Raw genomic sequence first — 17442 nt, 5'->3', positions numbered from 1 at the left:
CTTCAATCCTCCAGGCGCGGAAAGCGACCGGCGATGTCTTCACCGGTAAACTGCGCGACCCAACCTTCTGGGTTGTTGAACAGGCGAATGGCGACAAAGTGGGGATTCTCACCCATGTCAAACCAATGGCTGGTTCCTGCCGGAACCGAGATCAGATCGTTCTTCTCGCACAGCACGGCGTATACCTTGTCCTCGATGTGCAGGGTGAACAGCCCGCGGCCAGCAACGAAGAAGCGCACCTCGTCTTCGGCATGGCGATGCTCTTCGAGAAACTTGGCACGCAGCTCGGCCTTCTGCGGGTGATCGCTGTTCAGGCTGATCACGTCCACAGTGACGTAACCGCGCTCAGCCATCAGCCGGTCGATCTGCGGACGATAGGCTGCAATCACCTGTTCCGAACTGGCACCGGCTCCAATCGGCGCACTGGCTTCCCAACGCTCGAGATGCACACCGACCTCGGCCAGTGTGGCGACGATGTCGTTGACGTGAGTGAGGACCTTGAGTGGCTGCTCGGGAACGCTGTCCTGATAAACGCTGAGGATGCTCATCGTGGTTGTCTCCGGCGGGAATGGCTGTCCCGGACTTGTCATCGGTTATTCGGACACGCGCTGCGTGCGATAAAAATAGGTGCAGGCTTACACCCGCTGCAGGGTGCGCATCTTTAATTCACATTCGAAAAGAAACTCGAACGCCTCGATTTGCCGTAGTGCGTCGCTCATTTGTGCGCCCCAGGTATACAGACCGTGCCCCCGGATCAGATAGCCGACGCAGTCGGGATGCTCGTCCAGCCAGGGCTGGACGCGTGAGGCGAGCCGCTCGATGTCCTGATCATTGTCGAAGATGGGCACGGTGACCCGCGACTCATGAGTCGCGACGCCACTGAATGCCTTTTGCAGCTCGTAGTCGGCGAACACCAGCGAATCGCTCAAGCACAGGCGCGATAGCACGGTAGCGTTGACCGAGTGAGTGTGCAGCACGGCACCGATTTCCGGCTTCCAGCGATACAGCTGGGTGTGCAGCAAGGTCTCGGCCGACGGTTTCTTGCCCGTTTCCAGGCTACGACCATCCATGTCGACGGCCAGCAGGTCATCCATCGTCAGCTGACCTTTGTGTTTGCCGGAAACGGTCAGCAGCGCTTCGCTAGGGGTCAGACGCGCCGAATAATTACTGCTGGTTGCCGGCGACCAGCCGCGGCCATAGAGAAAACGACCCGCGTCGATGATGGCCTGTGACAAGTGTTCACGAATGGCGGTCATGCCCGGTTCTCCTGCTTGGGGATGGCAATGATAACGGCTGCGGCCAGTGCCGCCAGACTGGCGATGGCGAAGGTCCATAGCGGCCCGAGGCTGGCCCAGCTGTAGCCGGAATAAAGGGCGCCGATAGCTCCGCCGACACCCGCGAGCGTCGCGTACAAGGCTTGGCCCTGCCCTTGCTGACGATGGCCGAAACTACGTTGGACGAAATGGATCGCGGCGGCATGAAAGCTGCCAAAGGTTGCTGCATGCATCAACTGGGCGACCAACAATACCGCCAGATGATCAGCCAGCGTCCCCAACAGCAACCAGCGTATTGCCGCCAACACAAAGCTCGCCGCCAGCACTTGGCGTAGCGAGAAACGCGCCAGCAGCGGAGCCATCACCAGAAAAATCAGGATTTCGGCGACTACGCCCAGCGCCCAGAGCAGCCCGATGGTGCCCCTGCCATAACCAAACGCTTCGAGATGGATGGAGAAAAAGGTGTAATAAGGCCCGTGACTGACTTGCATCAGGCCAACGCAGACGAAGAACGCCAGTACACCGGGACGACACAGCTGGCCAAGAAAACCGCCCTGCCCGTCCAGCTCCGGCCGCTGCTCCGGCACGGCGTCAGGCACCCAGACGCTACTGATGAGGATGCCGGCCATTACCCACATTACCGCCGCGGGATATACATCCAGGCCCAGGCGTTCGAACAGCGCACCGAGCCCCACTACCGCCACGATGAAACCGATGCTGCCCCACAGGCGGATCTGACTATAGCGTGACGCCTGCTCGCGCAGATGCGCCAGGGTGATCACCTCGAATTGCGGAAGCACCGCGTGCCAGAAGAACGCGTGCAGCGCCATTACCAGCGCGAGCCAGGCGTAGCTCTTACTGTAAAAGATGAGGCTGAACGAAAGCAGCGTACAGAGTGCACCGATGCGAACGATCGCCAGGCGCCGCCCCGTGACGTCACCGAGCCAGCCCCACAGATTCGGCGCCAGGCAACGCATCAGCATCGGGATTGCGACCAGCTCACCAATCCGCTCGGCGGTGAAGCCCAAGTGATCGAAGTACAGTCCTAGAAACGGTGCGGCCGAGCCGAGCAGTGCGAAGTAGAAAAAATAGAAGCCGGACAGGCGCCAATAAGGAAGGGAGACAGTCATAAGCGGAAAGCCAGAAGCTGGAAGCGAAACCGTGGCGTAAAGATGAACTCCACCCCCGGCCTCAGGCTCCCAGCTGCAAGCTCATCGTTGTCCTAGCACCGGGGTCGTCACCCGCACATCGGCATTCTGGCCACGATGACGCAACAGATGATCCAGCAACACGATCGCCATCATCGCTTCGGCGATCGGTGTGGCGCGGATGCCGACACAGGGGTCGTGTCGGCCTTTGGTTACGACATCCACCGAGTTGCCGGCAACATCGATCGAGCGTCCCGGCGTGGTGATGCTGGACGTCGGCTTGAGCGCCAGATGCGCAACGATCGGCTGACCGGAAGAGATGCCGCCGAGCACGCCGCCGGCATTGTTCGACAGGAAACCTTCCGGGGTCATCTCGTCACGGTGCTCGGTCCCGCGCTGGGCGACACTGGCGAAACCGGCACCAATTTCCACGCCCTTGACGGCGTTGATGCTCATCAGCGCATGCGCCAGGTCCGCATCCAGGCGATCGAAGATCGGCTCGCCAAGACCGGGAGGTACGCCGTCGGCAACGACGCTGATTTTCGCACCGACCGAGTCCTGATCGCGCCGCAACTGGTCCATATAGGCTTCGAGTTCCGGCACCTTGTCCGGGTCGGGACTGAAGAAAGCGTTCTGCTCGACGCTGTCCCAGGTCTTAAACGGAATCTCGATCGGACCCAACTGGCTCATGTAACCACGTACTTGAATGCCCAGGCTTGCCAGGTATTTCTTGGCGATGGCACCGGCGGCGACGCGCATGGCCGTCTCGCGCGCCGAACTGCGTCCGCCGCCGCGGTAATCGCGCAGACCATACTTATGGTGGTAGCTGTAGTCGGCATGGGCAGGACGAAACTGATCCTTGATGGCCGAGTAGTCCTTGGATTTCTGATCAGTGTTGCGGATCAGCAAGCCAATCGGGCAACCGGTGGTGTACCCGTCGAATACTCCGGAGAGAATCTCCACCTCGTCCGCTTCCTGGCGCTGGGTGGTATGCCGGCTGGTGCCTGGCTTGCGTCGATCAAGGTCTCGCTGCAGATCCTCAACGGTCAGTTCCAGCCCTGGAGGGCAACCGTCGACGATGGCGACCAGCGCCGGACCATGGCTTTCGCCAGCAGTGGTGACGGTGAACAGCTTGCCGTATGTGTTGCCGGACATGCAGGGCGCTCCGCGATCGACCTAAACAGGGGCCGGAAGTATACCCGAGCCGCCGTAGGTTTCACTGCCCCTGGTGACGGCGCATACTGCCGATCGGCGAACTCATTTGCTCGCCTCGCATCCAACCCGCTCCCCCGACGGTTGACTTCCTACCCATGCGTTTCCTCTTACTGTTCACCCTCCTCGCCATGCTCGCCTCTCATACACAGGCCCGAACGCTGCTCAACCAGACGATTACCGTGCAGGTCCCCGAAGGCCGTTTGCACGGCAGCCTGTTGCTTCCGAAATCCCACGAGCCCTTGCCAGTTGCCCTGCTGATAGCCGGATCGGGTCCGACCGACCGCGACGGCAACAACCCAATGGGCCGCAACGATAGTCTCAAGCGATTGGCGCAAGCGCTGGCCAGGCGCGGTATGGCCAGTCTGCGTTATGACAAGCGCGGGGTTGGTCGGAGTCTGGCGGCGGCGCCAGACGAGCGCCAATTGAGCGTGGATCGCTATGTCGCCGATGCAGTGGCCTGGACCAGGCTGTTGAAGGCGGACCCGCGTTTCTCCAAGGTGGTGCTGATCGGCCACAGCGAGGGCGCATTGATTGCCAGCCTGGCGGAGCCGCTCGTGAAACCCGCCGCATTGATCAGTATTGCAGGCAGCGGTCAGCCCATCGACCTGCTGCTACGCGAACAGCTTCAGGGTCGCCTGCCACCACCGCTACTGGCGACCGCGCAATATTTGATCGACGAACTCAAAGCGGGACGCACGCATGAGCAGGTACCGGAGCCGCTGCAGGTCCTGTTTCGTCCGAGCGTACAGCCCTATCTGATCACCCTGTTCGGTCAGGATCCGGCACGAGCCCTTGCCAACACAACAGCGCCTGCGTTGCTCATCCAGGGGACGCATGACATCCAGGTTGGGCGCGACGATGCCTACGCTTTGCAGCGTGCCCGGGAAGACGCCGAGTTGGTGCTGATCCCAGGAATGAACCACGTCCTGCGCATCATCCCGATGGAGCGCGACCGGCAGAGAGCATCCTACAACCAACCCGAACTGCCCATCGCGCATGCTCTGCCCCAGCAGATCAGCCAATTTCTGCGGAAACATAGCTTATTGCCATCCTCCAGTTAGTCATCCGTCAGCCGATACGCTGCTTGCCTGCCGCAACGACTCGACCGCGCAGGCCCAGGACGCCGACATGACCGATAGCTCACCAGCACCAACCGACAGTAAGGCCCAAACGCCCGCCACACCGCAGCCGCATCCTTGGGCAGCCCTTGCTCCGGATCGTTTTCGATTGCTGCGTCTGTCGCCATTGCCTACCGACCGGGATACCGGTACTCGGCCGTTGAGGTTCGTTGAGCTGGCCCAGATCGAGCGGCACACGCCACAGCAGAGCCTGCTGAGGCTTTTCGTCCGGCTGCCGGGTCAGATCGTGTCGAAGAAGCACAACGTGCTGGAAATTTGGGCGGACCATCGCGCCAAGGAGGTGCGCTTCGGTCCCGACTCCGGCCTGCATGTAGAACCGATCAATCGCGGCCTCGGACGTTTTCTCCTGGCGCAAGGAGCGCTCTGGGCGCAAAGGCGCTGGGCGCACTATCTGGTGGAAGGCGGCGCACTCCCGGCCAAGGACATAACCGCCAACGACATGCGTCTGCGACGCGACCACTGCCTGCTGAGTCAGGGTTTCGAGGTGCTATATCCAGACCCTCAGCAACTCAAGGCAACCTACGGGGCCCCTCGCGTCAGCACGCTGCGCCCCGACTGGAACAACGACAAAGTACAGATCATCGAGTTGACGGACGCCGCCGCAATGCTCGAACAAGCCGATCGCAATCTACTGGAGCAGGAAAGCACGATTCGCGACATGCAGGAGCGTCTGAACAGGTTTCGCCGCGAAGATGGCGGTCTCAGGTTCACTATCGCGTGTCTCATCGCATTTGCGCTATTCCAGGCGGGGCTGCTGATCTGGATCGCGACTCGCTGATGATACCGGCGCCCAACATGACGTTGCCTTATTACAACTAATCCCTGAGCCGCTCGCGAAACAGTGCCTGGTGCTCACGGCACTGGCTCGCCGCAAGCAAAAACACGCCATGGCCACCCTCGGCGAATTCCAGCCAAGTGAAATCCACCTCGGGATAAAGCGCCGCTACATGTACTTGGCTGTTACCGACTTCGACGATCAGGGTGCCGGTTTCAGTGAGGTGGTCTGCGGCCTCAGCCAACATGCGCCGCACCAGATCCAAGCCATCATCGCCGCAGGCCAGCCCCAACGCCGGTTCATGATGGTATTCCTCAGGCATGTCGGCGAAATCTTCGGCATCCACGTACGGCGGGTTAGACACGATCAGGTCGAAGCGCTGCCTCGGCAAGCCGTTGAATCCGTCGCTCTGCACCGTATAGACCCGATCCTCCAGCCCGTGCTGCTCGATGTTGCGGTTGGCCACCTCGAGCGCGTCGAAGGACAGATCCGCCAATACCACCTCGGCGTCGAGAAACTCATAGGCGCAGGCAATGCCGATGCAACCGGAGCCGGTGCACAGATCGAGGATCCGTGCAGGGACGCGCGACAACCAGGGTTCGAAGCGTCGCTCGATCAATTGCCCAATCGGCGAACGTGGAATCAGCACGCGCTCGTCGACGATGAATGGAAGCCCGCAGAACCAGGCCTGCCCAAGAAGATAGGCGGTGGGCACGCGCTGCTCGATGCGCCGACGCAGCAAGCCCTGCAGATGCTCCCTTTCATCATCTTCAAGGCGGCAATCGAGATAGCTATCGGCCATTTCCCAAGGCAGGTGCAGAGCGCCGAGCACCAACTGACGCGCCTCGTCCCAAGCATTGTCCGTGCCGTGGCCAAAGAACAATTGCTCGGCATGGAAGCGGCTGACTGCCCAGCGAATGTGGTCACGTAAGGTGCGCAAGCGGGAAAGCGAAGCGGTCACGAATCATCTCCTGTCAAAAAGCGCGAAAGTTTAGCCGATGGCCGAGAGAGTTTCTCAGCGTTATCTGGCGACCATAGTGGCGTATTGCCGGTTATCATCGATTCAGATGGCGAATTCATTACGTTGGGCTGTTCACATATCGCTCAACTGGCGCCACAATCATGCCCCTCTCAAAACAAGGAGTCAGTCATGTCCAAGCCACAGACCATGCTTCAGCTCAGTGGCCGCAGTTATGCACCGGCGACTCTGGCTAACGCGACCCTTGTGGTCATTGACGTTCAGGAAGAATATCGGACCGGGACCCTTGCACTACCGAACCTGAGCTCAGCACTCGAAGAAATCAGCACCTTGCTGGCTACAGCCCGGGCCGCTGGCGCTCCCGTCGTACATGTTCATCATCTTGGCATTCCAGGCGGTCTCTTCGATCCGCAGGGCCTGCGCGGCCAGATCATGCCGGAGGCAGCTCCTCTTTCCGGCGAAACCGTGATTGGCAAAACGCTGCCCAATGCGTTCGCTGGCACCAAACTGCACGAGCTGCTGCAGCAACACGGGCGATTGGATCTCATCGTCTGCGGCTTCATGACTCACTCCAGCGTGAGCACCACGGTCCGCGCGGCGAAAGACTATGGCTATCGCTGTACCCTGATCGACAAGGCCTGCGCCACCCGCGATCTACCGATGGGAGACGGTGCGATCGAGGCGGCACAGGTGCATCGCATGGAAATGACCATTCTTGCGGACAACTTCGCCGTCTGCGTGGCTGATACCGGAGCACTGGCGTAAGCCTTCGAGCTGTAAAGCGTTACCCGAGAATGATGAACCTGACCGGACGGCCCCGGTCATAGCCTGTTCTGACGAGGTAACCGGAATGAAACGAACCGATGGATTCGATGCACGCCGCCTCCGGCCTCGCCAGCAGCGGAGCTGGGGCGCACGCATCGGCGCAGTGCTCGGCCTGTTGCTGATCATCTTCGGCGTGCTCATGACCGGCTCTGGCGCGATATCCTTGTTCAGCAACAACGAGGCGCTAGCCAACATGGCGCTGGATCGCGAAGCTGCCGTGACACTGTTAGCACTCGGCCTGTTCCTTCTTATGCTCGGCATGTTCATCCGGCGCCGCGTTCGCAGGCGCTTGAAGGGACCCGTCGGATTGAGCCTGTCTCCCAGACTGAAAAACAAGCGCTGATTGCGCAGCCGCACCGTCCGGGCCCGCCTGTGGGAGAAGCGGTAACGACAAAAGCTTTGGGGTAAAATTACCCGCAATGCGGAGGCCCCAATGAAAGAAGATGATTTTTCCCTGTTCAGATCGGCTGTTCGCGGCGTCAAGCCGATCGAACACGATCGCGCGGACACCGGTAAACCGCGTGGCAACAAAGCGCAGATAGCCACGCGGCGAGCTAATGCCGTGATCATCGGGGACGAAACCCGTATCGACGGGCTTTCCGATCAATTTGTCATCGATGTCGCCGCAGAAGACGAATTGTACTGGGTACGCGACGGGGTTCAGGACAGTCAGATGCGCAAGCTGAAGGCTGGCCAGATTCCCTTCGAAGGCAGCCTGGATCTGCATGGACTGAGCGTCGAGAAAGCCCGCGAGCTGCTCTGGGATTTTCTCGCCGAAGCGTGCAAATTCGAGATCCGCTGCGTGCGGGTCACCCATGGCAAGGCGGCGCGAATCGACGGCAAGCGCCCCCTGATCAAGAGCCACGTCAACACTTGGCTACGCCAGCATCCCCAGGTGCTCGGTTTCACTTCATCCCTGCCGAGGCATGGCGGTACCGGCGCCGTTTATGTGATTCTCAAACGAACCATGCTCGAAGGACGCGATGAGTGAGCAGCGTCAGGCGCATCGATCGGCTCATGGTACCGCGTATTGCTTGCAGCCCAGCGGCCGAGCCCCTAACCTTCGCATTCGCGCTCTCTTGCATGCCTGACAGGTAGTTATATGTCCCTGGAAACACATTACACCGCGATCCTTGGCCAGCTGGGTGAGGACGTCAACCGCGAGGGCCTGCTCGATACGCCCAAACGCGCCGCCAAAGCCATGCAATACCTGTGCAAGGGCTATCAGCAGACACTCGAGGAAGTCACCAACGGTGCGTTGTTCAGCTCCGACAACAGCGAAATGGTTTTGGTGAAGAACATCGAGCTTTATTCGTTGTGCGAACACCATATGCTCCCGTTCATTGGCAAGGCACACGTTGCCTATCTGCCCAACGGGAAGGTGCTCGGTCTCTCGAAGGTTGCGCGTATCGTCGATATGTACGCTCGCCGTCTGCAAATTCAGGAAAATCTCACCCGGGAAATCGCCGAGGCGATTCAAACGGTCACGGGTGCCTGGGGCGTGGCAGTGGTCATCGAGGCCCAGCACATGTGCATGATGATGCGTGGCGTCGAGAAGCAGAATTCTTCGATGGTCACTTCGGTCATGCTTGGCCAGTTCCGCGAGAACGCTGCTACCCGTAGCGAGTTCCTCGGCTTGGTGAAGTAGTCCAGCTGGCGGCTGGACAGCCTCTAGACCTTTGGTCTTCTTTTATTCATACATACCCACATGTCGCGGATGGCTTGCAACGCGCTGTAGCCAAGCACAGATCGCAGGGTACCTGGCCAGCCAAAAGCCACCCTCTTCAGCCACGTGCGTGTAGGCATACAGCGCTATATCCGCAATCGAGTAGCGGTCGCCAACGAGAAACGGCGTGCGCTGCAGTTGCTGCTCCATGACATCCAACGCGCGATAGCCGTCCAGTTGCTTGGCCGCATACTCATCGAGGCGATCATCGGGCAACCCCAGATAAACCTTGATGAATCGCGCTACAGCAATAAACGGCTCATGGCTGTACTGCTCGAAGAACTGCCACTGTAGAACCTGGGTGCGCAGACGCGGATCCGTGGGCAAGAGCTCGGATCCCTCCGCGAGGTAATTGAGAATCGCGTTCGACTCCCACAAGCAGGTACCGTCTTCCAGTTCGAGCACGGGAATCTTGCCGTTGGGATTCTTCTTCAGAAACGCGTCCTCACGGCTCTCACCACGAAGAATGTCTACTGGCACCCACTCGTAATCTCGCCCGAGTAGATGCAGCATCAGCTTCACCTTGTAACAGTTACCGGAACGATAATCGCCGTAAACCTTGTACATCTCCCCCTCCTGCGCAACGCAAGCACCCGCGCCTTGACTAGGCCGCATCGACCATCTCGTACCCGCGAACCACTTTAGCCAACCGATGCACGCCTTCGTCCAGCCGCTCCGGAGCGACATGACTGAAGTTCAGCCGCAGATAGCCGAGATTCTGTTCGGGATCGATGAAAAAAGGCTCACCTGGCATGAATACCACATTCTGTTCCAGGGCCGGCCTGAGCAAGGTTCGCGTGTCGATAGGGCGTTTCAGCTGCAACCAGAAGAACAAACCGCCCTGCGGGACCTGCCAGTTGGCCAGATCGCCGAAATGCTCCTCCAACGCAACCTGCATCGCATCGCGACGCAGACGATAGAAGCGGCGTAGTTCGCTCAGGTGCGAACGATATCGTTCGCTTCCCAACCACTGCAGCGCCTGCCACTGACCAATGCGGTTGGTGTGCAGGTCAGCCGACTGCTTAAGCCGCAGCAAGAGGGGGAAAAGATCGGGCGTTGCGATCAGGTAACCCACCCGCAGCCCTGGCAGCAACGTCTTGGAGACTGTGCCGGTATATATCCAGCTTGCCTTGCGCATGCGGCTGACGATGGGCCTGGCGCTGCTTTCGTCGAAAACCAGTTCGCGATAAGGCTCATCCTCAATCAGGACTACATTGAACTCGTCGAGCATAGCCGCGACCGCATCGCGCTTTTCTTCGCTGTAACGCACCGCGGAGGGATTTTGAAAAGTCGGAATCATGTAGGCAAACGCTGGCTTGTGCTGCTCCAGCCGTTGGCGCAACGCGACCAACGATGGACCGTCGGTCTCTTGTGGCACAGCCAGACAGTCCGCACCGAACAATTGAAAGATTTGAAGCGCAGCCAGATAGGTCGGGGCTTCGAGCAGCACCTCGGTACCGACGTCGATGAACAGCTTCGATGCGAGATCCAACGTCTGCTGAGAACCACTGACGATAAGCACTTGGCTAGCGGAGCAATCAACGCCGAGTTCGCGCGCTTCGGCGGCGATGGCTTCGCGCAGTGCCGGCTCGCCCTCGCTCATGCCGTACTGCCCCATGCTCGCCGGCATCTGCGCCCAGTCGACCTTGGGCAACATCGACTCGGCAGGCAGCCCTCCGGCAAACGACATCATCTCCGGACGCTGCGCTGCGGCAAGGATTTCGCGGATCAGCGAGCTTTTCAGGCGGTCGACACGTTCGGAGAAGGCCATGGGGCACCAGATGCAGGAAGGAATAAAATGAGTCAAACTACTTGACCAAAATTACGCCCACCGCCGCGAATACGTCAATATGCCTGACCTAAAAAAAAGCACGATTCAACGCCAGATCATGGAAAATTTCTTCCTCGGTTATCAGGCCTTCACCGCCAAGCCGGACGAAATGCTCGCGCGCCGAGGCCTATCCAGGATGCACCACCGCGTTCTGTTCTTCATCGCCAGTTATCCCGACCTCAGCGTCAAGGAACTGCTCGGATACCTGGGCGTGAGCAAGCAGGCATTGAACATACCGCTGCGACAGCTTATCGAAATGCACTTGGTCGAAAGCAGAACGGCGGAGGACGACAAGCGCAAGCGCATGCTGCGCTTCACCCCCGAAGGCGCCAAACTGGAGCAGGTACTCAGACGCGAACAGGTGCGCCTGTTCGAGCGAGCGTTCAAGCAGGTGGGCGAAGATGCGGTGACAGGCTGGCTGGCGGTAAACCAGGCACTGGCGGCCGGTACCGTTCGAGATTAGCTGAGTGCGAATAGTCCCGCTGGCTGCGCGGCGCACCTTCTGTATGAGCGTTCTCGCGATGAGTAAGGTATGAAGGTGTAAACCCTATTCAGGACGGGACACGGGACAACAGACAAAAAAAGGGCGACCGAAGTCGCCCTTTTTTGATGGATTGCAGAACTTAGTTCTGGTTTTCCATTTGCGCGCGGATCAGATCACCAATGGTGGTCGGACCAGCAGCCGGCTCTACGTCCTGCTTGGTACGCAGTTCCTTCATCGCGTCCTTCTCGTCTTCTACGTCTTTCGACTTGATAGACAAGCTGATTACGCGGCTCTTGCGGTCGATGCTGATGATCTTGGCTTCGACTTCTTCGCCTTCCTTCAGAACGTTACGCGCATCTTCAACGCGGTCACGGCTGATTTCGGAGGCTTTGAGCGTCGCTTCGATGTCGTTACCCAGGTCGATGATGGCGCCTTTTGCGTCAACTTCTTTCACGGTACCGCGAACGATGCTGCCCTTGTCATTGACGGCGGCGTAGTTGGAGAACGGATCGTCTTCCAGCTGCTTGATGCCCAGGGAGATACGCTCACGCTCCGGATCGACCGACAGGATGACGGTGTCCAGCTCGTCGCCCTTCTTGAAGCGACGCACGGCTTCTTCGCCGGCTTCGTTCCAGGAAATGTCGGACAGGTGAACCAGGCCGTCGATGCCGCCGTCCAGACCAATGAAGATACCGAAATCGGTGATCGACTTGATGGTGCCGGAGATGCGGTCGCCCTTGTTGAACTGGCCAGAGAAGTCTTCCCATGGGTTGGACTTGCACTGCTTGATACCCAAGGAGATACGACGACGCTCTTCGTCGATGTCCAGAACCATGACTTCCACTTCGTCGCCGACCTGTACGACCTTCGACGGATGGATGTTCTTGTTGGTCCAGTCCATTTCGGAAACGTGCACCAGACCTTCGACACCCTCTTCCAGCTCGGCGAAGCAGCCGTAGTCGGTGAGGTTGGTGACGCGGGCCATGACACGGGTGTTTTCCGGGTAGCGAGCCTTGATAGCAACCCATGGGTCTTCGCCCAGCTGCTTCAGACCCAGCGATACGCGGTTACGCTCGCGGTCGAACTTCAGCACCTTGACATCGATCTCATCGCCAACGTTGACGATTTCCGATGGATGCTTGATGCGCTTCCAGGCCATGTCGGTGATGTGCAGCAGGCCGTCTACGCCGCCCAGGTCCACGAAGGCGCCGTAGTCGGTGAGGTTCTTGACGATACCCTTGACCTGCTGGCCTTCCTGCAGCGATTCCAGCAGCGCTTCACGCTCGGCGCTGTTCTCGGCTTCCAGGACGCTACGACGGGAAACGACAACGTTGTTGCGCTTCTGGTCGAGCTTGATGACCTTGAACTCGAGTTCCTTGCCTTCCAGGTGAGTGGTATCACGCACTGGACGGACATCAACCAGGGAACCTGGCAGGAACGCACGGATGCCGTTAACGTCGACAGTGAAGCCGCCTTTAACCTTACCGTTGATAACGCCCTTGACCACTTCCTCAGCTGCGAAAGCCGCTTCCAGAACAATCCAGCACTCTGCACGCTTGGCTTTTTCGCGGGACAGCTTGGTTTCACCGAAGCCATCTTCAACCGCGTCCAGCGCAACGTGAACTTCGTCACCCACGCTGATGGTCAGCTCGCCCTGCTCGTTGTAGAACTGCTCGACCGGGATGACGCCCTCGGACTTCAGACCGGCATGGACAGTGACCCAGTCACCGTCGATGTCGACCACGATGCCGGTGATGATCGCACCCGGCTGCATGTCGAGGGTTTTTAGGCTTTCTTCAAAAAGTTCTGCAAAGCTTTCGCTCATGTTTATTCCTGCTGTTTTCGGGCGAGGATCCGCCCAATCTCCACATCCCAGATAGAAGTGGGTTCATTCATATAAAAAAAGGCTTGCGGGACTAGATCTGGTCTCCCACATGCCTCCTTGTTAACAGCCCTGAATCTCAGGAGCCGTCATGGCCGCCCGCAGCGACCGGTCATCAGGCGAAATCGCGCTTGGCAACCTCGCTCAGAATCTGTCCTAACACCTGCTCGATAGAGAGATCCGTCGAATCCAACTGCACCGCATCATCTGCAGGCTTCAACGGAGCCACTTCACGCTGGGTGTCGCGCTCATCGCGCACCCGTATCTCATCGAGAAGACTCGCGAGATTAACATCATCACCCTTGTCCTTCAACTGCAGGAAACGGCGGCGAGCCCTTTCCTCGGCACTTGCGGTGAGAAATATCTTCAAGGGCGCGTCAGGGAAAACAACAGTTCCCATATCTCGGCCGTCCGCGACCAGCCCAGGTGCTTCGCGAAACGCTTTCTGGCGCTGCAACAACGCCTCACGCACTACCGGCAATGCAGCGACTTGAGAGGCTCCAGCACCGACCTGCTCGTTACGAATTGCAAGAGTGACATCTTCGCCCTCGAGAATAATTTGCATGCCATGGCCGCTTTTTGCTGCGCCGAATTGCACATCCAAATGAGCCGCCAGCAGCTTGAGCGCCTCCTCGTTGGTCAGATCGACACCATGATTACGCGCAGCAAAGGCAAGCAACCGGTAAAGCGCACCGGAATCGAGAAAATTCCATCCCAGTTTCGCCGCCAACAGCGCCGCAACCGTACCCTTGCCGGAACCGCTCGGGCCGTCGATGGTGATGACCGGGATCTGGCTGATCATGAGTTACCCTCCACACCCACCCGCATCCCGGCCCGCTCGGCCAGCGCAAGGAAGTTCGGAAACGAAGTGGCCACATTGGCGCAATCATGAATGCGGATCGGTGCACTGGCTCGAAGCGCAGCAACACTGAAAGACATCGCGATCCGATGATCGCCGTGCGCCCAGACTTCGCCGCCTGCAATGGGACCGCCGCCCTCGATGATAATCCCATCCGGCGTCGGTGTGGCCTTCACGCCCAGCGCCTGCAGACCGTCGGCCATAACCTGAATACGGTCGGACTCCTTGACCCGCAACTCTTCGGCGCCACGCAAGGTGGTTCGGCCTTCGGCGCAGGCGGCGGCCACGAACAGCACTGGGAACTCGTCGATCGCCAGCGGGACGAGACTTTCAGGTATATCGATGCCCTTGAGCTGAGCAGCGCGTACACGGATATCGGCAACCGGCTCACCGCCCACTTCACGCAGATTGCTCAGCTCGATGTTGGCGCCCATGAGTTTGAGAATATCGATAACACCGGTACGCGTCGGGTTGATCCCGACATGCTCCAGGGTAATGTCGGAGCCCGGTGCGATGCTGGCTGCAACCATGAAAAAAGCCGAGGAGGAAATATCGGCCGGCACTTCGATCTGGGTCGAACGCAACGTATGACCAGATTCGACCCTCGCGGTATTGCCTTCCACATGCACCGGATAACCGAAACCTTGCAGCATCCGTTCGGTGTGGTCCCGCGTCGGGGCCGGCTCCGTGACCGAGGTTTTTTCTGCCGCATAAAGCCCAGCCAGGAGCAGGCAGGATTTGACCTGAGCGCTGGCCATCGGCATTAGGTAATGCATCCCCGAAAGCTTCTGGCCGCCACGGATGATCAACGGCGGGCGCCCTTCGGCAGCAGTCTCGATCACCGCACCCATTTCGCGTAGCGGCTTGGCCACACGGTTCATAGGGCGTCTGGACAGCGAAGCGTCGCCTGTCAGGGTGGTATCGAACGGCTGGGCGGCGAGCAAACCCGACAGCAGGCGCATCGAGGTACCGGAATTGCCGAGATAGATCGGGCCCGGCGGCGGCTTCAGGCCATGCAGACCAACCCCATGAACGGTAACGCGCCCCTGATTTGGCCCTTCGATGACCACACCCATGTCACGGAATGCCTGAATGGTCGCAAGGGCGTCCTCACCCTCGAGAAAACCCTCTACCTCGGTAGTACCTTCAGCAAGCGAGCCGAGCATGATCGAACGGTGGGAAATGGATTTGTCGCCTGGCACACGCAGTTGGCCGCTGAGGCTGCCGCCAGGGCTGGCGAGGAAGATCAGATCTTTGGAATGCATAACGTCCACATAGGCTCTGCGAGCCAGTATTTTGCTGAAATGTTCTCGGGCTGCCTTGGCGCGCGTGAACACGCCCAATAAGGTATGCCCGTCTCCTTCATCGACCGCGGCGCGCAGCGCGTCGAGGTCGGCACGAAAATCGTCCAGCGTATGTAACACCGCCTCACGATTGGCGAGAAAGATGTCATGCCACATCACCGGATCACTACCCGCTATACGGGTGAAATCACGAAATCCACCCGCTGCGTAGCGGAATATTTCGAGATTCTCGTTGCGTTTCCCCAGCGAATCCACCAGGCCAAACGCCAACAGGTGCGGCAGATGACTGGTAGCTGCCAATACTTCGTCATGGTGCCGTACTTCCATGTGCTCGACATCAGCCTCCAGCAAGCGCCACAACCCGTCGACAAGCGCTAGAGCGGTTGGATCGGTGTCCGCCAACGGCGTCAGAATCACCTTATGCCGTCGAAAAAGCGTGCTTTGGGCAGCCGAGACGCCGCTCTGTTCCGAGCCGGCTATCGGATGGCCGGGCACGAAACGTGGCGGTGTCCGGCCGAACTGCTCGCGGGCACAGCGCACCACGTTGCCTTTGGCGCTGCCGACATCGGTCAGCACTGCATTGCCGAGATCGAGCGCCGCTAGCTCTGCCAGCAAACGCTCCATCGCCAGGATCGGTACAGCCAGTTGAATGACGTCCGCCCCCCGGCAGGCCTCTGCGAGACTGTCAGCACAGCGATCCACGACGCCGAGCTCGACGGCCAGTTCGCAAGATCGTGGATCCAGGTCGAAACCGATCACTTCGCCGCAATGCCCGCCTTCGCGCAGCCCTTTGGCGAACGAGCCACCAATCAGCCCCAGGCCGACGACGACTAGCCGCCGCACCATGGGCACGCTGGGAAGCGGTTCCACCTTTCGGCTCAACGCCCGAGCGCCTGGCGCAGGGCGCTCAGGAAGCGGGTGTTTTCCGCTTCGGTGCCGATGGAAACCCGCAAAAAGGTCGGCATTCCATAACCAGCGATCGGTCGAACAATGACGCCGTCGCGCAGTAATGCCTGGTTGATCGGAGCCGCGTCGCGACCGAAATCGACCGCAATGAAGTTGCCTTTCGAGGGTATCCAGTTTAACCCCAACTGCCTGAAACCGGCCTCGAGCTGAATCATGCCATCCGCGTTGCAAGCCCTGCTTTGGGCCAGATAGCGGTCATCGTCGAGCGCGGCACAGGCGGCCGCAAGCGCCAGGCTGTTTACATTGAACGGCTGGCGTACACGATTCAGCACGTCAGCGATCTGCGCCGAACAGATCGCATAGCCCACCCGCAGCGCAGCCAGTCCGTAGGCTTTGGAGAACGTCCGAGAAACCAGCAAATTGGAATGCGATGCCAGAAACGCCAACCCATCCGGCAGCTCACCGCCCTCGGCGTACTCGATATAGGCCTCGTCCAGTACGACCAGAACGCGCTCCGGAACGCTGGCAAGAAAGCTGCCCAGCGCATCAGCGTCGAACCAGGTACCAGTGGGGTTATTAGGATTGGCGATGAATACGACACGGGTGTTTTCGTCGATAGCCGCCAGCATGGCCTCGAGATCGTGCCCCCACTGGCGGGCCGGAACAGCCTTCGCTCGCGCACCCACTGCCTGCGTAGCAATCGGGTAGACCGCGAACGCATGCTCACTGAAGACTGCGTTGAGACCAGGCGCCAGATAAGCACGTGCGACCAGCTCGAGGATGTCGTTGGAGCCGTTACCGAGCGTCACCTGCTCGATGCCGACGCCGTATCGCTCCGCCAGCTTATGCTTGAGCACGAAGCCATTGCCATCCGGGTAACGGGTCAGTTCGTCGAGCTGCGCCTTGAGCGCTTCGATGACTTTAGGGCTGGGGCCCAGCGGGTTTTCGTTGCTGGCCAGCTTGACGATCGTCGCAGGATCGAGATCGAGCTCACGCGCCAGCTCGTCCACCGGTTTGCCCGGCACGTAAGGCGACAGCTTTTGCACACCCGGTTGAGCCAGGGCGAGGAAATCACAGGACATGTTCGGCTCCGCT

The 17442-nt window shown here is 59.5% G+C and carries 18 protein-coding genes; 7 read left to right on the top strand and 11 right to left on the bottom strand.

Going from position 1 to position 17442, the window contains the following annotated elements:
- Positions 1 to 2: 2 nt before the first annotated feature.
- The 4 genes from CH92_RS08310 to aroC all read right to left on the bottom strand — a co-directional run bounded on the left by CH92_RS08310 (position 3) and on the right by aroC (position 3577).
- On the bottom strand, positions 3 to 548 hold the full coding sequence (locus CH92_RS08310; protein ID WP_025241311.1) for a 1,2-dihydroxy-3-keto-5-methylthiopentene dioxygenase: 546 nt from the start codon (positions 546 to 548) through the stop codon (positions 3 to 5).
- An 87-nt stretch (positions 549 to 635) separates the two neighbouring features.
- The gene (locus tag CH92_RS08305; protein WP_025241310.1) at positions 636 to 1256 is read right to left on the bottom strand and encodes a methylthioribulose 1-phosphate dehydratase; all 621 of its coding nucleotides are present in this window, start codon (positions 1254 to 1256) and stop codon (positions 636 to 638) included.
- Entirely contained in the window at positions 1253 to 2404 is a 1152-nt protein-coding gene (locus CH92_RS08300) for an MFS transporter (protein WP_025241309.1), read from the bottom strand. The genes CH92_RS08305 and CH92_RS08300 overlap by 4 nt, the downstream gene beginning before the upstream one ends.
- An 81-nt stretch (positions 2405 to 2485) precedes the next feature.
- A complete protein-coding gene (gene aroC / locus CH92_RS08295; protein ID WP_025241308.1) occupies positions 2486 to 3577 on the bottom strand; it encodes a chorismate synthase in 1092 nt (363 codons plus the stop codon).
- 155 nt (positions 3578 to 3732) lie between these two features.
- Here aroC and CH92_RS08290 point away from each other — a divergent pair, with 155 nt between their 5' ends.
- Together CH92_RS08290 and CH92_RS08285 are read left to right on the top strand one after the other, a co-directional pair.
- The gene (locus CH92_RS08290; protein ID WP_025241307.1) at positions 3733 to 4698 is read left to right on the top strand and encodes an alpha/beta hydrolase; all 966 of its coding nucleotides are present in this window, start codon (positions 3733 to 3735) and stop codon (positions 4696 to 4698) included.
- A gap of 67 nt (positions 4699 to 4765) precedes the next feature.
- The gene (locus CH92_RS08285) at positions 4766 to 5554 is read left to right on the top strand and encodes a hypothetical protein (protein WP_025241306.1); all 789 of its coding nucleotides are present in this window, start codon (positions 4766 to 4768) and stop codon (positions 5552 to 5554) included.
- 37 nt (positions 5555 to 5591) lie between these two features.
- On the opposite strand, the gene prmB is transcribed toward CH92_RS08285, so the two are convergent.
- Positions 5592 to 6512: a 50S ribosomal protein L3 N(5)-glutamine methyltransferase gene (gene prmB / locus CH92_RS08280; protein WP_025241305.1), complete on the bottom strand. Its 921-nt coding sequence runs from the start codon at positions 6510 to 6512 to the stop codon at positions 5592 to 5594.
- A 189-nt stretch (positions 6513 to 6701) separates the two neighbouring features.
- On the opposite strand from prmB, the gene CH92_RS08275 reads away from it, so the two are divergent.
- From CH92_RS08275 to folE, 4 genes are all read left to right on the top strand, one after another.
- Positions 6702 to 7295 carry a cysteine hydrolase family protein gene (locus tag CH92_RS08275; RefSeq protein WP_025241304.1) on the top strand — a complete coding sequence of 198 codons (594 nt, stop codon included), beginning with the start codon at positions 6702 to 6704 and terminating at the stop codon, positions 7293 to 7295.
- An 85-nt stretch (positions 7296 to 7380) separates the two neighbouring features.
- On the top strand, positions 7381 to 7698 hold the full coding sequence (locus tag CH92_RS08270; protein ID WP_025241303.1) for a hypothetical protein: 318 nt from the start codon (positions 7381 to 7383) through the stop codon (positions 7696 to 7698).
- 90 nt (positions 7699 to 7788) lie between these two features.
- Complete coding sequence (locus CH92_RS08265; RefSeq protein ID WP_025241302.1) at positions 7789 to 8346, top strand: Smr/MutS family protein; 558 nt, start codon at positions 7789 to 7791, stop codon at positions 8344 to 8346.
- A gap of 111 nt (positions 8347 to 8457) precedes the next feature.
- Positions 8458 to 9003 carry a GTP cyclohydrolase I FolE gene (folE, locus tag CH92_RS08260; protein ID WP_025241301.1) on the top strand — a complete coding sequence of 182 codons (546 nt, stop codon included), beginning with the start codon at positions 8458 to 8460 and terminating at the stop codon, positions 9001 to 9003.
- A 42-nt stretch (positions 9004 to 9045) separates the two neighbouring features.
- On the opposite strand, the gene CH92_RS08255 is transcribed toward folE, so the two are convergent.
- Together CH92_RS08255 and CH92_RS08250 are read right to left on the bottom strand one after the other, a co-directional pair.
- Complete coding sequence (locus CH92_RS08255) at positions 9046 to 9648, bottom strand: glutathione S-transferase family protein (protein WP_025241300.1); 603 nt, start codon at positions 9646 to 9648, stop codon at positions 9046 to 9048.
- Positions 9649 to 9685: 37 nt separating this feature from the next.
- A complete protein-coding gene (locus tag CH92_RS08250; RefSeq protein WP_025241299.1) occupies positions 9686 to 10852 on the bottom strand; it encodes a PLP-dependent aminotransferase family protein in 1167 nt (388 codons plus the stop codon).
- Positions 10853 to 10931: 79 nt separating this feature from the next.
- Here CH92_RS08250 and CH92_RS08245 point away from each other — a divergent pair, with 79 nt between their 5' ends.
- Positions 10932 to 11375, top strand: coding sequence for a MarR family winged helix-turn-helix transcriptional regulator (locus tag CH92_RS08245; protein WP_025241298.1), 444 nt, complete (start codon positions 10932 to 10934; stop codon positions 11373 to 11375).
- Between the two features lie 160 nt (positions 11376 to 11535).
- On the opposite strand, the gene rpsA is transcribed toward CH92_RS08245, so the two are convergent.
- From rpsA to hisC, 4 genes are all read right to left on the bottom strand, one after another.
- Positions 11536 to 13221, bottom strand: a complete 1686-nt coding sequence (rpsA, locus tag CH92_RS08240) for a 30S ribosomal protein S1 (RefSeq protein ID WP_019339331.1) — start codon at positions 13219 to 13221, stop codon at positions 11536 to 11538.
- A gap of 172 nt (positions 13222 to 13393) precedes the next feature.
- A complete protein-coding gene (gene cmk / locus CH92_RS08235; RefSeq protein ID WP_025241297.1) occupies positions 13394 to 14080 on the bottom strand; it encodes a (d)CMP kinase in 687 nt (228 codons plus the stop codon).
- Positions 14077 to 16287, bottom strand: a complete 2211-nt coding sequence (locus tag CH92_RS08230) for a bifunctional prephenate dehydrogenase/3-phosphoshikimate 1-carboxyvinyltransferase (protein ID WP_051517553.1) — start codon at positions 16285 to 16287, stop codon at positions 14077 to 14079. The genes cmk and CH92_RS08230 overlap by 4 nt, the downstream gene beginning before the upstream one ends.
- Before the next feature lie 32 nt (positions 16288 to 16319).
- Positions 16320 to 17429, bottom strand: coding sequence for a histidinol-phosphate transaminase (hisC, locus tag CH92_RS08225; RefSeq protein ID WP_025241295.1), 1110 nt, complete (start codon positions 17427 to 17429; stop codon positions 16320 to 16322).
- Positions 17430 to 17442 lie beyond the last annotated feature (13 nt).

The organism is Stutzerimonas stutzeri (assembly GCF_000590475.1).
In the GTDB taxonomy this organism is placed as follows: domain Bacteria; phylum Pseudomonadota; class Gammaproteobacteria; order Pseudomonadales; family Pseudomonadaceae; genus Stutzerimonas; species Stutzerimonas stutzeri_D.
The sequence above is the reverse complement of the archived record's forward strand: the minus strand, read 5'-3'. Positions and strand labels throughout refer to the sequence as shown.

Excerpts from the sequence above, each read along its gene's own strand:
- CH92_RS08265 (WP_025241302.1), top strand. The coding sequence starts at position 7,789 with ATGAAAGAAGATGATTTTTCCCTGTTCAGATCGGCTGTTCGCGGCGTC.
- CH92_RS08270 (WP_025241303.1), top strand. The coding sequence starts at position 7,381 with ATGAAACGAACCGATGGATTCGATGCACGCCGCCTCCGGCCTCGCCAG.
- CH92_RS08305 (WP_025241310.1), bottom strand. The coding sequence starts at position 1,256 with ATGACCGCCATTCGTGAACACTTGTCACAGGCCATCATCGACGCGGGT.
- CH92_RS08275 (WP_025241304.1), top strand. The coding sequence starts at position 6,702 with ATGTCCAAGCCACAGACCATGCTTCAGCTCAGTGGCCGCAGTTATGCA.
- CH92_RS08285 (WP_025241306.1), top strand. The coding sequence starts at position 4,766 with ATGACCGATAGCTCACCAGCACCAACCGACAGTAAGGCCCAAACGCCC.
- hisC (WP_025241295.1), bottom strand. The coding sequence starts at position 17,429 with ATGTCCTGTGATTTCCTCGCCCTGGCTCAACCGGGTGTGCAAAAGCTG.
- cmk (WP_025241297.1), bottom strand. The coding sequence starts at position 14,080 with ATGATCAGCCAGATCCCGGTCATCACCATCGACGGCCCGAGCGGTTCC.
- folE (WP_025241301.1), top strand. The coding sequence starts at position 8,458 with ATGTCCCTGGAAACACATTACACCGCGATCCTTGGCCAGCTGGGTGAG.
- CH92_RS08310 (WP_025241311.1), bottom strand. The coding sequence starts at position 548 with ATGAGCATCCTCAGCGTTTATCAGGACAGCGTTCCCGAGCAGCCACTC.
- CH92_RS08300 (WP_025241309.1), bottom strand. The coding sequence starts at position 2,404 with ATGACTGTCTCCCTTCCTTATTGGCGCCTGTCCGGCTTCTATTTTTTC.
- aroC (WP_025241308.1), bottom strand. The coding sequence starts at position 3,577 with ATGTCCGGCAACACATACGGCAAGCTGTTCACCGTCACCACTGCTGGC.
- CH92_RS08230 (WP_051517553.1), bottom strand. The coding sequence starts at position 16,287 with ATGGTGCGGCGGCTAGTCGTCGTCGGCCTGGGGCTGATTGGTGGCTCG.
- rpsA (WP_019339331.1), bottom strand. The coding sequence starts at position 13,221 with ATGAGCGAAAGCTTTGCAGAACTTTTTGAAGAAAGCCTAAAAACCCTC.
- CH92_RS08255 (WP_025241300.1), bottom strand. The coding sequence starts at position 9,648 with ATGTACAAGGTTTACGGCGATTATCGTTCCGGTAACTGTTACAAGGTG.
- CH92_RS08290 (WP_025241307.1), top strand. The coding sequence starts at position 3,733 with ATGCGTTTCCTCTTACTGTTCACCCTCCTCGCCATGCTCGCCTCTCAT.
- CH92_RS08250 (WP_025241299.1), bottom strand. The coding sequence starts at position 10,852 with ATGGCCTTCTCCGAACGTGTCGACCGCCTGAAAAGCTCGCTGATCCGC.
- CH92_RS08245 (WP_025241298.1), top strand. The coding sequence starts at position 10,932 with ATGCCTGACCTAAAAAAAAGCACGATTCAACGCCAGATCATGGAAAAT.